This window comes from Mesorhizobium sp. M6A.T.Ce.TU.002.03.1.1 (assembly GCF_003997275.1).
Taxonomy (GTDB): domain Bacteria; phylum Pseudomonadota; class Alphaproteobacteria; order Rhizobiales; family Rhizobiaceae; genus Mesorhizobium; species Mesorhizobium mediterraneum.
Genome location: NZ_RZTI01000150.1, coordinates 1 through 13,534, shown reverse-complemented (window position 1 = coordinate 13,534; position 13,534 = coordinate 1). Strand labels below are relative to the sequence as shown.

Annotated in this window: 14 protein-coding genes; 2 read left to right on the top strand and 12 right to left on the bottom strand. The window is 63.6% G+C overall.

Going from position 1 to position 13,534, the window contains the following annotated elements; genetic code table 11:
• From miaB to EOC93_RS28935, 10 genes are all read right to left on the bottom strand, one after another.
• On the bottom strand, nt 1-1,233 hold a 1,233-nt coding region (gene miaB, locus EOC93_RS28980), incomplete at its 3' end, for a tRNA (N6-isopentenyl adenosine(37)-C2)-methylthiotransferase MiaB (RefSeq protein WP_127206308.1).
• Between the two features lie 213 nt (nt 1,234-1,446).
• Nucleotides 1,447-2,247: a 1-acyl-sn-glycerol-3-phosphate acyltransferase gene (locus EOC93_RS28975; protein ID WP_127206307.1), complete on the bottom strand. Its 801-nt coding sequence runs from the start codon at nt 2,245-2,247 to the stop codon at nt 1,447-1,449.
• 68 nt (nt 2,248-2,315) lie between these two features.
• Nucleotides 2,316-2,810, bottom strand: coding sequence for a ribosomal protein S18-alanine N-acetyltransferase (rimI, locus tag EOC93_RS28970; protein WP_126103757.1), 495 nt, complete (start codon nt 2,808-2,810; stop codon nt 2,316-2,318).
• Nucleotides 2,810-3,487 carry a tRNA (adenosine(37)-N6)-threonylcarbamoyltransferase complex dimerization subunit type 1 TsaB gene (tsaB, locus tag EOC93_RS28965; RefSeq protein WP_095487842.1) on the bottom strand — a complete coding sequence of 226 codons (678 nt, stop codon included), beginning with the start codon at nt 3,485-3,487 and terminating at the stop codon, nt 2,810-2,812. Before tsaB ends, rimI begins: the two co-directional genes overlap by 1 nt.
• 181 nt (nt 3,488-3,668) lie before the next feature.
• Nucleotides 3,669-4,775 (bottom strand): DUF1513 domain-containing protein, encoded by a 1,107-nt coding sequence (locus EOC93_RS28960; RefSeq protein ID WP_095487840.1) that lies wholly within the window; start codon nt 4,773-4,775, stop codon nt 3,669-3,671.
• 2 nt (nt 4,776-4,777) lie between these two features.
• Nucleotides 4,778-5,869, bottom strand: coding sequence for an imelysin family protein (locus EOC93_RS28955; protein ID WP_245461570.1), 1,092 nt, complete (start codon nt 5,867-5,869; stop codon nt 4,778-4,780).
• A gap of 89 nt (nt 5,870-5,958) precedes the next feature.
• On the bottom strand, nt 5,959-7,566 hold the full coding sequence (locus EOC93_RS28950) for a di-heme oxidoredictase family protein (protein ID WP_095487836.1): 1,608 nt from the start codon (nt 7,564-7,566) through the stop codon (nt 5,959-5,961).
• A gap of 12 nt (nt 7,567-7,578) precedes the next feature.
• The gene (bfr, locus tag EOC93_RS28945) at nt 7,579-8,064 is read right to left on the bottom strand and encodes a bacterioferritin (protein WP_077377191.1); all 486 of its coding nucleotides are present in this window, start codon (nt 8,062-8,064) and stop codon (nt 7,579-7,581) included.
• A complete protein-coding gene (locus tag EOC93_RS28940) occupies nt 8,030-8,341 on the bottom strand; it encodes a (2Fe-2S)-binding protein (RefSeq protein WP_095487834.1) in 312 nt (103 codons plus the stop codon). The genes bfr and EOC93_RS28940 overlap by 35 nt, the downstream gene beginning before the upstream one ends.
• A gap of 128 nt (nt 8,342-8,469) precedes the next feature.
• Nucleotides 8,470-9,762, bottom strand: a complete 1,293-nt coding sequence (locus EOC93_RS28935) for an imelysin family protein (protein ID WP_206072996.1) — start codon at nt 9,760-9,762, stop codon at nt 8,470-8,472.
• A 456-nt stretch (nt 9,763-10,218) separates the two neighbouring features.
• Here EOC93_RS28935 and EOC93_RS28930 point away from each other — a divergent pair, with 456 nt between their 5' ends.
• The gene (locus EOC93_RS28930) at nt 10,219-11,472 is read left to right on the top strand and encodes an FAD-dependent oxidoreductase (RefSeq protein ID WP_127206306.1); all 1,254 of its coding nucleotides are present in this window, start codon (nt 10,219-10,221) and stop codon (nt 11,470-11,472) included.
• A gap of 9 nt (nt 11,473-11,481) precedes the next feature.
• Here the strand turns inward: EOC93_RS28930 and EOC93_RS28925 are convergent, their stop codons facing one another.
• The gene (locus EOC93_RS28925; RefSeq protein ID WP_127206305.1) at nt 11,482-12,759 is read right to left on the bottom strand and encodes a 4-aminobutyrate--2-oxoglutarate transaminase; all 1,278 of its coding nucleotides are present in this window, start codon (nt 12,757-12,759) and stop codon (nt 11,482-11,484) included.
• A 186-nt stretch (nt 12,760-12,945) separates the two neighbouring features.
• Nucleotides 12,946-13,173 carry a hypothetical protein gene (locus tag EOC93_RS35095; RefSeq protein WP_245461569.1) on the bottom strand — a complete coding sequence of 76 codons (228 nt, stop codon included), beginning with the start codon at nt 13,171-13,173 and terminating at the stop codon, nt 12,946-12,948.
• Between EOC93_RS35095 and EOC93_RS28920 the strand changes: the two genes are divergently transcribed.
• The coding region (locus EOC93_RS28920) for a biotin/lipoyl-binding protein (RefSeq protein ID WP_245461568.1) at nt 13,172-13,534 on the top strand (363 nt) is incomplete at its 3' end. The genes EOC93_RS35095 and EOC93_RS28920 overlap by 2 nt on opposite strands.

Below are 13,534 nucleotides of genomic sequence, written 5' to 3'. Positions count from 1 at the left end.
GACCAGGCTCGCACCGAAATCCTGCTGCTGCTTCAGCAGCAGCGCCTGCAGCCGCTGCAGACGTTCGTCCTTGACGGCTTCCGGCACATGATCGGCCATCTCGGCGCCCGGCGTGCCGGGGCGAGGCGAATATTTGAACGAGAAGGCCGAGGCATAGTTCACCTGGCGTACAAGGTCCATCGTTGCCTCGAAATCCGCTTCCGTCTCGCCGGGAAAGCCGACGATGAAGTCACCCGAAAGCGCTATATCGCTCCGCGCGGCGCGGATCCGGTCGAGCAGCGTCAGATAGTCCTTTGCCGTATGCCTGCGGTTCATCGCCTTGAGGATGCGGTCGGAGCCGGATTGCACAGGTAAGTGCAAATAAGGCATCAGCGCCGGCAAGTCACGGTGGGCGGCGATCAATTCGTCGTCCATGTCGCGCGGGTGGCTGGTGGTGTAGCGCAACCGCGCCAGCCCGGGAATCTCGGCCAGCCGGAACAGCAGGCGGCCAAGACCCCATTCCTCGGCGTTTTCGCCCTCGCCATGCCAGGCATTGACGTTCTGGCCAAGCAGCGTCACCTCGCGTACGCCGGCTTGCGCCAGCCGCTCGGCCTCGGCGACGATCTGCGCCACCGGCCGCGACACTTCCGAGCCTCTGGTGTACGGCACGACGCAGAAGGTGCAGAACTTGTCGCAGCCTTCCTGCACGGTCAGGAACGCGGTGACGCCGCGCCTGATGATCTCGGCGCGCTTCGGCTGCGGCAGGTGCTCGAACTTGTCCTCGATGGCGTAGTCGGTCTCGACGATCTTTTCGCCGCCGCGCACCCGTGCCAGCACATGCGGAAGCCGGTGATAGGTCTGCGGGCCGATGACCAGATCGACGGCCGGCGAGCGACGGATGATCTCGGCTCCTTCCGCCTGCGCCACGCAGCCGGCGACTCCGACCAGCATCTCGCGGCCGGCCAGAGCCCGTTCGGCCTTCATCTCACGAATGCGGCCGAGTTCGGAATAGACCTTTTCGGCGGCTTTCTCGCGGATATGGCAGGTGTTGAGCAGCACCAGATCGGCCTCGCCGATAGCATCCGTCGCCGCATAGCCATCAGCGGCCAGTGCGTCGGTCATACGCTGCGAATCATAGACATTCATCTGGCAGCCATAGGTCTTGACGAAGACCTTCCTGGTCGCGGCAGATGGTACGACCGCACTTTCGGCCGCACTTTCTATGTCGTCCCGTTCTATCGTATTCAGTTCCATCCGGCGGCTTCTAACGCCTTTCCCAGACAAAAAACAGACGATTCTGCTCCATAGAGCGGGATGCATTTGGATTGGACGGGGCATCCCGCTCTATTTGTTTGTTTTAGCCGCATTTGTGCGACGCCCAGTGATTCCACTTGGCTGCAAAATGCTCTAGCGCCGCGTGTCCTCTTGGATGCGCAAAGAACTATGGAGCACGTGAGCCTTTCCGACCTATCGGCTCGGGTGCGGATCGGCGAGCGCCATGTGCACCATATCACGCACCCGACTTTCCATCAGCCGTGCCGTTTCCTTGCGGTTGGAGCCCTTGGAAAAGGCGACCGGCTCGCCGAAATGCACTTCGACGTCGAGCCCGCCCTCTGCCATCAGAACCTTGAGATGCGGCATCAAATCCTCGTCACCGATCCAGGCGGCAATCGGTCGGTGCCTGCGGCCGAGCGGCACGCCATGCAGGCGCGTGTAGACGATCGCCACCGGCTGGATGAAGACCTTTTCGGCCGCCCCTTCCGAAATCGCCATCGAGGCGGCGCCGAACAGCGTGCTCTTGAACGGCAGGACCATGTTGCCGTCGCCGGTCGAGCCTTCGGCAAACAACACCATGGCGTCGCCCTTGGCCATGCGGCTGGCGATCTCGCTCGCCTGGACGCCCGACGAACGCTTGCGCTCGCGCTCGATGAAGACCGTGCGCTGCAGCTTCGACAGCATGCCGATCAATGGCCAGCCGGCCATGTCGGCCCTGGCGATGAATGTCACGTCGACCATGGACCCCAGCACCATGATGTCGGTCCAGGAGACGTGGTTCGAAGCAACCAATAGCGGGCGCTGGCTGGACAGGGTTCCCTTGACATGGATGCGCATGCCCAGCGCTCGGATGATGAGCCGGTGCCAGATCTTCAGGATGAACGTCTCGCGCCAGAGCCCGGTCTTCATCGATAGGATCTGCAACGGCACGAGGATCAACGAGCCGGCGACAACGAGGCCCAGCGCCAGGAAAATCCTGATTTTTCCGATCATCCGCTCTTGGCCCTGCCCCGAGTTCTGGCTAGAGCGCACAAGCACGCTCTAGCAATTTTGAATCTGCGCTAGCGAAGATCGCGACGCATGACAAGCGCGCCGGTCGGGCCGTGCTCTGGCGATCTGTAATAGTTGGCACGTTTGCCGACCTCGCGGAATCCGAGCCGCCGGTAGAGCGCGATCGCAGCTATGTTGGTCTCGTCGACCTCGAGGAAAAGCGCCTCGGCGCGTTGCGCGTGCAGTTCGCGCAGCACCGCATCCATCAATTGCCAGCCGAGCCCCTGGCGTCGATGGGAGCGCGCCACCGCGACAGTCAGGATCTCGCCTTCACCGGCAGCCAGGCGCGCCAGCACGAAGCCGACCGGCGGCTTGGCACCCTGTCCGGTCTGTCGCGCAGCATAACCGAACACCGTGTCCTGCTCGAGCAGCGTGGCGAACTCGTCGTCGGTCCACGGCCGCACGAAATCCTCGCGATGCAGCACCGACATGGCCGCGCTGTCGGCAATCGTCAGTGGTTCGAGCGCAAAGTCCCTGCGGCGCGGCTGGAGGAAAGGAATGCGCATCAGTTTTTTTGCCTTGATAGAATAAACCCTGCCTGAGGCTTGGCGTCCGCCCCGCGCAGATAGAGCGGTTTCGGCTTTTCGCCCTCGCCGTTGGCAGCGGCCAGACGGGCATAGACGACAATGTCGGCCGTGGCACTTGTCGGGCCAATGTCGAAGGCGCGCCCGGCCGACGCGGCGATTTGCGTGGCCGCTGTGCCGGCCAGAACCGGAGAACTGTCCGCCGCGATAGTCGCGGCTTGCGAAAGCGTGCTCACGGCCGGACCATAGCGCAGAACCGACACTTCGTCGTAAAGTGCTGCATGGATCTCCTCGCGGCCGGCGTCGAGCGCGGCCAGCACGGCGCGGCCGGGAAATGTCGCTCTCGCTTGCGCCGCCAGCGCTTCCAGCGTCGTCACCCCGATTGCCGGGATTTTCAGCGCCAGCGCTAGGCCCCGCGCCGCCGAGACGCCGACGCGCAGGCCGGTGAAGGAGCCCGGACCGGTGGAGACGGCGATAGCGCCGAGGCCGGCATAGTCGGTTCCGGCCGCCTTCAACGCCTCTTCGATCACGGCCATCAAATGCTCGGCATGGCCTCTGCCAAGATCGAGCACCGAGCGGCCGAGCTCCTTCCCGGCCGCTGCGTCGTAGACGCAGGCGGCGCAGAGATTGGCGGCACAGTCGATGGCAAGCAACTTCATGAGACGGCCGGTTGGAGCACCCGCTTGGGCACAGGGTTCGAAAAACAATTTCCCTGTGCCTGCCATGGCTCATCCCCGCAAGGGGATAATGCATAAATCGTTTGACGGCTTCGCTTCGGCCTCGCCTGAGGACGGTAACTTCCAGCGAGCGCAACCGTTAGGGAACCGGTGCCGGAAGCGCTTATCCGGCCTGCTCGATGCGCAGCATGTGATTGTCCCAGACATAGTCCGGCTCAGACCGTGTCGCGCCGCCCACTTCGACGATTTCGCCGGTGCCCGTCGTCGCCATGAAGTTCGCCCCATCGGGCGCCAAACCGCAGACCTCGGCCAATGCGTTGGTGGTGACGATCCGGCCGCTGGCCGCATCGATCACCGCAAGCGAGTTGCCTTCCGGCGAGGACACCGCGACGGTGCCGGCGGCGGGGTTGGCGGCGACCGAGCCGATGTAGTTCCGGAAGCCGGAGAGGACGTCCTGCGGCATGTCGAGCAGTTGCAGATCCTTGCCACGCGCGGCGCGGCCGACCAGCAGCGGACGATCGGTGCCCTGCCCCCTGTACTGGCAGCCGAACCAGACCGTGCCGGATCGGTCGAGATCCATGTGACGGATCGACAGTTGGTGCAGCTCCGGCGGCAGTTCGTGCTTTTCGATGAGGTCGCCGGTGAGGCGGTCGACCAGCACATAGGAAGGCTTCATCGTTGCGATGTTGAGTTCGGCGCGGCCGTAATCCGGATGGGTCTCGATGCCGCCATTGGCGACGGCGATCGTCCTGCCGTCGCCCAGCAGCAGAAGCTCGTGCGAACCCATGCCGTAGGTCGGGAACTCACCGATGCGCTTGAATTTCGCGCGCGCGTCATAGACGCCGACCACGCCGGCGGCATTGTCGAAATCGTTCTCGGTGGCGTAGAGCAGCGCACCGTCGGTCGAAAACACGCCGTGGCCGAAGAAATGCCGTCCACTGACGCTGGCAATGGTCAGCGGCTCATCGCGGCCTGCGTGGTCGAAGACCACGGCGAAGGTCCCGGGTTGCCTGGCAAAGACCACGGAGCGCTTCGAGACCGGATCGAAGGTGACGTCGTGACCGCGGGCGGGCAGGTCGATGGCGTGCAGGACCTTGCCGGCCTCGGACAGGATGGCCGCGCCATAGCTGCCGTCGCGCTTGACGAAAGCCGTGGCGAAGACGGCGTCCGTGCTAAGCGTCTTCGCCCATGCGGACGGCGCCATCGTGGCGACGAAGCCAATGCCTGCGGCCCTGATGAAATCACGGCGATCGATCAGCGGCGTGCGCATGCTCAGTCGCCGTCGAGCGACGAGAAGCCGGCGGTCAGGCCGAATTCGGCGGTCAGCCTGGTGCCGATCAGGGTCGTCAGGCTGGATGTCACCAGCGAGAAATGATCGAGCTTCTGGCGCAGCGCCGGGTCGGTGAGCGCCTTGTCGATTGGACCTCTGATGGCCGTGGCGTCGGCGGCCCCGTTGACGAGCTGGATGTGGATCGATTCCGCCATCCAGCGCGCGTCAGGCGACAGCGCATCGCCAAGCTGCGAGGCCTGGAACAGCGCGTCCATGCCCGAAAGATTGCCGGTCAGCGAACGCGCCGTGTTTTGCGACCGCCAGTAGATCGCCTGTTTCGGCTTGTCGGCTTGCGGATTGCTGCCCAGAAAGCCTTTCAGGCGCACGTCGCGGACCATTTCCAGCTCGTTGATGAAGACGCCGACCAGTTCGGTCACCGCTTCGGTGCCGTCGCGGTAGAGCGCGTTTTGCGGGCCCGGATTGGCCCAAAGCGCTGCAAAACCGTCGGACTTGTTCCAGGCGTCGCTGACGTCGGCGGCAATCGTTTCGATGTTGCCGGCAACGGCGGCGCCGTAAGCGCAGCGATAGGGATCGTCCTTGTCGGCGAGCCGCTCGGCGCCATCGCCGTAAAGCACGAATTCCAACGCGCCGAGCCCTTGCATGGCGACACTCTTTGTCGCCAGCTGGGCCGGATCGGCGGCGGTCTTATCTTTACCAGCCAGCGCCGCCTGCACCTGTCTCAGGCCGATGCTCTTGCGGTCCGGCCAGAACAGCATGCGCTCCAGCCGGTTGTTCTCGGTTATCGGTCCGATGCGAATGATCTCCACGACCGACCAGGCATCCACGGTGCCGGAGAATTCCGTGCGCACCGCATCGAGATGGTCCTGCGAGGGCGCGTCGCAAAGCGCGCGCATTGCCTTTGTCAGGCTGTCCGCATGGTCATGCAGGCGTGCATAGGCCGGGCGGACAAAGCCATCGATCGCCCGCTGGATCACGTCGGAGGCCTTGACCGCGGCGGACGCCGGCAATGCGCCGGCGAGGACTAGCGGGAGAATCACAGCAAGCGCTAAGCAGGCATTCGTGGGCTGGCCCAAGAATGCCTGCTTAGATTCTTTTGTTTGTCGCAGGTTCTTGCCGCAACACCGTGGGACACTTTTGCGGAACCTGCTTAGACGCTTCGACATCACAACGACTCCAGGAATTTGACCAGTGCGTCGCGATCGGCCGCATCGGCGGCGGCAAAGCGGTCGCGCGCCTTCTGCCCCTCGCCGCCATGCCACAGGATCGCCTCGGCCAACGTGCGCGCGCGCCCGTCATGCAGGAAGAAGCTGTTGCCGTTGACGGTCTCGGTAAGACCGATGCCCCACAGCGGCGGCGTGCGCCATTCGCTGCCGGTAGCCTCGCCCACCGCCTGCCCGTCGGCGAGCCCCGGCCCCATGTCATGCAGCAGAAAGTCGGAATAGGGCCAGATCAACTGGAAGGCCTGCGCCTTATTGGGGGTGCCGCGACGGGTGACGAATTTCGGCGTATGGCAGGGAATGCAGCCCATGTCGTAGAACAGCTTCTTGCCGGCCAGCACTTCGGGCTTGTCGAGATCGCGCCGCGCCGGCACGGCGAGGTTTTGCGAATAGAAGGTGACCAGGTCCATGACCGGCGGCGGCGCCTCAACCGGGCCGAGGCGCTCCTGCACACCGTTTGGCATGGCAAGACATGCCTTTTCGGCCGCGCTGCAATCGCCCCAGTGGTTGGGCACTTCCGGGGTCGAAATGCCGATGTCGCCGGCGAATGCGTCCGCTGCTTGCTGGCGGATCGATGGGGTCTGCCCCTTCCAGCCGAAGCGGCCGAGCGTCGGCTCGCCGCTCTGGCCGTCGCGCACGATGTTGGGCTTGCCGGAAATGCCATCACTGTTCCGATCGTCCGGATCGGCATGGGCGAGAATGTCCGCCGGGGCGATCTGCTCGACCAGGCCAAGGCCGATCATCGGCGGCGTCAAGCGCGGCGAAAGCGTGGTGTGCGGATCGAGCGGCCCGTTGGCGAGATCATCGACCGAATAGCTCGGCTTACGCAGCGAAACCGCGGTGCCGTCCGGCAGCGTGACTTTCTGCTCCTGATAATCGACACGCATCTTGCCTTCGCCCCGTAGCCCCGGAACGGCCAGGTCCTGCAATTGCGAGCCGTAGACCGGATCGGGAAAGTTGAGCACCTTGCGGGCGGCCAGCGCTGCTTTCTCCTCCTCGGTGCTGGCCTGCTGCGCCAGCCGCAGGAACATGGAGGTGGTGCCGGTGTCGCCTTCCGGCGGATGACCGCGGCCGTCCTTCAGATGGCAATTCTGGCACGCCCGCTCGTTGAACAGCGGCCCAAGCCCGTCCGATGCCTGCGTCGACGAGGGCGACGACACCCAGTTCTTGCGGAAAAGGGCATTGCCGAGCTTGAAGGTGCCCTCTTCCTCGAAGGTGATGTTGGCGGAGGATTGCGAGAAGGCGTCCTTGTTGGCATCCTTCCGCGATGTGCCGGCGCCGCCCTGCATCGGCTCGAACTGCTCAGGCTTGGAAAAATCTGATGTCGGCTTGGTGATGGCGATGACGCGCGCCAGATCCTTCGGCGTCAGATCGGTACGGCTGGTGGCAAGGCCCGCCGGTTCCGGCGCGCCGGCCAGCGCCGAGTCCGTCAGCGCGACCACTACGGCAAGCGAAAGCCCGCGAAGCCATCCGTATCGCGGGTTTTGCTGGGAAGGCAGGCCGTAATCCTCGGCCCGCCGCAAGCGGCGCAAGAAATCTAAGCGGCGCCGCATTCCCGCATGTCCCTAATCCGCCTCGTCGGCCGATGCGGCGTTGAGCTGGCCATATTTTTCCTCGCCGATCGAGGCGAGCAGGTCGAGTTGCGTCTCGAGGAAGTCGATGTGACCTTCCTCGTCGGACAGCAGATCTTCGAACAGCTTCATCGTCACGTAGTCGCCTGCTTCTTCGCAAATCTCGCGCGAACGCTTGTAGGCGGTGCGCGCGTCGTACTCGCCGGCAAGATCGGATTCGAGCACTTCCTTGACATTCTGTCCGATGCGCAGCGGCGCTACCGACTGCAGGTTCGGATGACCTTCAAGGAAGATGATGCGGGCCACGAGCCGGTCGGCATGGTGCATCTCCTCGATCGATTCCGCGCGTTCCTTCTTCGCCAGCTTGGCGTAGCCCCAGTCTTCCAGCAGCCGGAAATGCACCCAGTACTGATTCACTGCTCCAAGTTCCAGAAATAGAGCCTCGTTAAGCCGCTCTATGATCTGCTGTTCGCCTTTCATGGGTTCTGCTCCCGTATTGGACGCGCAGGCCTCTGACGCGATCCAGGTGTGAAACGATGTCCACGCCGCTCGCCTCCGAGCGGGTGTGGTAATTTTCGGTTACCCGAATGATCGTTTCGACCACATTTGGGAAGCAGCCGCAACAGCGACCACGCTTCTGCATGGCATGATAGATCTTCGCCGGCACGAGAAGCTGCCAGGGATCCTGATCCAGCAGCCCGACGATCGTCTGCTCAATCTCCTTCTCGGTGATGATGTTGCAATGGCAGATCAGCATTATTTGCTCTGTATGGCTGACGGCGCTTGCTCAGCGCCGTGTGGCTTATTTTCTTGGTCGAGCCTGATTCCAAAAACCGTTTTTCATGTGCTGTGCGGACCCTCGGTTCGGGCTCGGGGCATCGATGACTACTGGAACACCTTGTCTGGCGCATCGAGGCTGTCCGACCCCTCGAAGGCAATGGCATTGAGTTTCAGGGTGCCGACGGCGCGTTCGATCGACTTGGTCTGGTCGACCAGCGCGTCGATCGCCGCCTGCACGGTGGCGTTGCCTTCGGTGTTGCCTTCGCCGATCTGCTGGTCATAGGCCTCGCCGCCAAGCGCCCGCGCCTTGATGGCTTCCATCTTGGCGACGGTGACATCCAGCTTGTCCGACAGCTCCTTGTCGATCGCCGGATCGGCCTCCTTGACCATGTCGGATACCGAGGGGCCTTCGACGACGGTGCCGTCGAGACGCGTGTAGCTGCCACGATAGGCGGCGCGAATGCCGACGGCATCGTAGAGATGAGAATCATAGGTGTTGTCGGAGAAGCAGTCATGCTCCTCTTCCGGATCGTGCAGCAGCAGGCCGAGCTTCATGCGCTCGCCGGCGAGTTCGCCATAGGACAGCGAGCCCATGCCGGTGAGGATGGTCGAGATGCCGGCTTTCGGCTCGCCGTCGGCAAGATTCTTGCGGGCGGCGCCGCCTTCCTTCCAGTCGTTGACCATGTCCTGCAGATCGGTAACCAGAAGGTCGCTGGCCGACTTCAGGTACTGCGCGCGACGATCGCAATTGCCGCCGGTGCAGTTGGTGAGATCATAGTCCGTGTAGGGCCGTTCGCCGGCGCCCGGGCCGGTGCCGTGCAGGTCCTGGCCCCACAGCAGGAATTCGATGGCGTGATAGCCGGTCGCCACATTGGCCTCGATGCCGCCGGCCTCCTGCAGCGTTGAGGAGAGGAATTCCGGAGTAAGATTGGTGGCGTCGATCTTCTTGCCGTCGATCTCGATCGACTTGTTGGCGATCACATTGGCGGTGTAGAGCGCATTGGCGTCCGACTCGGTGCCGTAGCCGGCGGCGACATAGTCGATCAGGCCTTCGTCCAGCGGCCAGGCATTCACCTTGCCTTCCCAGTCGTCGACGATGGCGTTGCCGAAGCGGTAGACTTCGGTCTGCTGATAAGGAACGCGCGACGCCTTCCAGGCCTCTCGGGCGGCAGTCAGCGTTTCCGCCGAAGGCTTGGCGATCAGCGCGTCGACGGCCTTGTCGAGCGCCTGTGCCGTGGTCAGCGAATCTTCATATTTGGCGAGCGCAATATCGGAATAGGTCTTGATGACCGCCTTGGCATCGGTTTCCGCCTTGGCCGGCAACACGAATATCGCCGCCGTCAATGCCGCCGTGGCGCCGATCGCTGCAAGCCTGCTGCCATATCGCGCCGTGATCATCGCTCTCATGATTGTCATCTCCCTCGGGAATTCAGTGAAATGCCGGCGCCAAAGGCGCGTCGGCAGGCAATCGGCGCCATGGCAAGCCCATGCCATTGGGCGAAAAAAAGGCCGCGACATAGCGCGGTTCGCGGAAGAAAGACATCGAAATGCCTCCAATCGAAAGGGTTCAAGGCCCAGACATCAAAGGGATGCGCTTGACACGCAAGCTTCCATAAAGCGATGAAGGCGCCGGAAGTCAATCAATTTCAGAAAGAAAAGCCAATCGAAACAATAGTTTAGAATTATTCTAAACTGCGAGTGTCAACTTTAGCCGCATATATTGTGCCGTCATTGAACAGCACTCTTGGCGGACCGCCATTCCGGGTGCGACCCGCAAAGGCGGTCTTGCGGCGGCGTCAGACAATTGCCACTTGGCGAGACGTCCTAGACTTGGATCAAGGAATTGGGGCTGCGATGAAAAACGGTGTGGTCATTGTCGGTGCGGGTCATGCGGGCGTGCAAGCGGCCGCCAGCCTGCGCGAGGACGGTTACGAGGGGCCCGTGATCCTCGTCAGCGACGAGAACGAACTGCCCTACCACAAGCCGCCGCTGTCGAAGACCTTCATCAAGGATCAAGAGGCCAAACCGCAGCCGCTGCGCGGCGAGGCCTTTTATACCGGCAGCGCGATCGACTACCGGCCGGGTGTCCGCATCGATCGCATCGATGCCGGCGGACGCAGGCTGGAAATATCAGGTGGTGGCGTGCTGCCTTTCGACCGGCTCATCCTGGCGACCGGTTCGCGACCGCGTATCCTGCCGCTGCCGGGTTCGGATTTTTCAGGCGTTGTGTCGCTGCGCTCGCTCGCCGACGCGCGCCTGATCCGTGAATTGAGCGCGCAGAGCGAGGATGTCGTCATCTTAGGCGGCGGCTTCATCGGGCTGGAGATCGCCGCGACGCTCAAAGCGGCCGGCCGCAAGGCCACCGTGGTCGAGGCGATCGACCGGCTGCTTGGCCGGGCGGTGGCGCCGATCATCGCGAGCCATGTGCGGCAGCGGCTGGAAGCGACTGGTGTGCGCATCCTCACCGGAACCACCATTGCGCGGCTCGAAGGTGAGAGCGGCCATGTCTCGGTCGCTGTCAGCTCGAACGGCGAGCGCCTGCCGGCGCAGATGGTCATCATCGGCATCGGCGTCGTGCCCAATGTCGAGCTGGCGCAAGCTGCAGGCCTCACCATCGCCAACGGCATCCGCGTCGACCAGCAAATGCGCACCTCGATGCCCGAAATCCTCGCCATCGGCGATGCCGCCTCCTACCGGCACTGGCTGACCGGCGGCGACGTGCGGCTGGAATCGGTGCAGAATGCGACCGACCAGGCGCGTCTTGCCGCCCGCACCATCCTCGGCCATGCGGACGGCTTCGCGGCGGTGCCGTGGTTCTGGTCCGACATCGGCGACATGAAGCTGCAGATGGTCGGCCTGATTTCGGGCGGCGACAGCCATGTCGTGCTGGGCGAGGTCAACGAGAACAGGTTCTCGATCTATCACTATGCTGGAAATCGTCTGCTCGGCATCGAATCGGTCAACCGGCCGGGCGACCATATGCTTGGCCGCAAGATGCTCGGCGCCGGCTTCTCGCCAACGCCGCAGATGGTCGCGACCGGGCCCGACGGACTGAAGGCGGCGCTCGCCGCCTTCCAGCAGGAAGAGCCTGTCCGCGCCGCTGAATAGGATTACCGCTCAGGCGGCGCGGACCTCGCGGATCGAGCTTTCCAGGATATCGAGCGCTTCGTTCATGACGCCGTCCTGGATGGTGATCGGCGCCAGGAAGCGGATGACATTGCCGTAGACGCCGCAGGTGAGCAGGATCAGGCCCTTGTCGAGCGCCTTGAGCCTGACCGCATTGGCGATCTCGGCCGACGGCAAGCCCTTCTTCACATCGTTGAACTCGACGGCGTTCATGAAGCCGGGGCCTCTGATATCGACGATCTCCGGCGCATCGTCGCGGATCGATTGCAGCCGCTGCTTCAGCCGGTTGCCCTGCGTGTTGGCGCGGTCGCAGAGCTTTTCCTCTTCGATCACGTCGAGCACGGCATGCGCCGCGGCGACGCCGATCGGGCTGCCGCCATAGGTGCCGCCGAGCCCGCCGGGGTTCGGCGCATCCATGATCTCGGCGCGGCCGGTGACCGCCGACAGCGGGAAGCCTCCGGCCAGGCTCTTGGCCATTGTGGTGATGTCGGGCGCCACTTCGTGGTGATCCATGGCGAACATTTTTCCGGTGCGGGCGAAGCCGGTCTGCACCTCGTCGGCGATCAACAGCATGCCGTGCTGGTCGCAGATCTTGCGCAGTGCCGTCATGAAGTCGCGCGGTGCCTCGTAGAAGCCGCCCTCGCCCTGCACCGGCTCGACGATGATGGCGGCGACACGGGCCGGATCGATATCGGCCTTGAACAGCCGGTCGAGCGCGGCCAGCGAATCGGCGACCGAGACCCCGTGCAGCGCCACCGGGAACGGCGCGTGGAAGACATCGGCCGGCATGGCGCCGAAGCCGACCTTGTAGGGCACGACCTTGCCGGTCAGCGCCATGCCCATGAAGGTGCGGCCATGGAAGCCGCCGGCAAAGGCGATGACCGCCGGGCGGCCGGTGGCGTTGCGGGCGATCTTGATGGCGTTCTCCACCGCCTCGGCGCCGGTGGTGACGAAGATCGTCTTCTTGTCGAACTTGCCCGGCAGCATTCCGTTCAGCCGTTCGGCCAGTCTGACATAGCTCTCATAGGGCACCACCTGGTGGCAGGTATGGGTGAAACGGTCGAGCTGCGCCTTGACCGCCTCGATCACCTTTGGGTGACGATGGCCGGTGTTGACGACGGCGATACCGGACGAGAAGTCGATATAGCGACGGCCCTCGACATCCCAGATTTCCGAGTTTTCGGCGCGGTCGGCATAGATCTGCGTGGTCATGCCGACGCCGCGAGAGATGGACTGGTTCTTACGTTCGGAGATGGCTGAATTCTTCATGATGTCCCTCGCCGGGCCGGCGCCCGTTCTTGTTTGGATGACTGCCGGGAATTGTTCTGGCCTTATTTCACGTTTTCCTCAAGTTGGCACTGGCGGCGGGCCATTGGGCCTGCTGCCGTTGCGTTCACTGGCGGCTTAAACAAACCGCCTATACGCGTACGAGAAGAGGTTTCCTTTTCGCGGGGATCAATTATCCTCGCCATTGTCCGCGCCGTCTTGCCGTAGAGCGGCCCGCGCGGTTGAGGGAGCCATGAGCAGGAACGCGACATCGTCCGCCTCGCCGCCATCGGTCAAAACCCCCAGCCATTTGTCTTTTCCTGCATCCACAATTCTTGCCTGCGCGATGGCAACGCTGCCTTTGCTTCTGGCCGGCTGCCAGAAGCAGGAGGCGGCGGCGAAGAAATTGCCGGTCATGGTGCGCACCGAGACGGTGGCGATCGCCAACTATGCGCCAAGGACTTCGCTCACCGGCGCGATCGCGGCGCGCACGCTGAACAATCTGTCGTTCCGAGTCGGCGGCCGCGTCGCCGAACGGCTTGTCGATGTCGGCCAGCATGTCGATCAAGGCGCCGTGCTTGCCCGCATCGATCCACAGGAACAGGAATTTGACCTGCGCTCGGCGCAAGCCGATCTCGACGCCGCGCAGGCGCAATTGACCCAGGCCGCCGCTGCCTTCGAACGGCAAAAGACACTGCTTGCCCGGGGCTACACCACCAGGCGCGACTATGATGCGGCCGAGCAGGCGTCGAAGGTGGCGCGAGGCAGCGTCGATGCC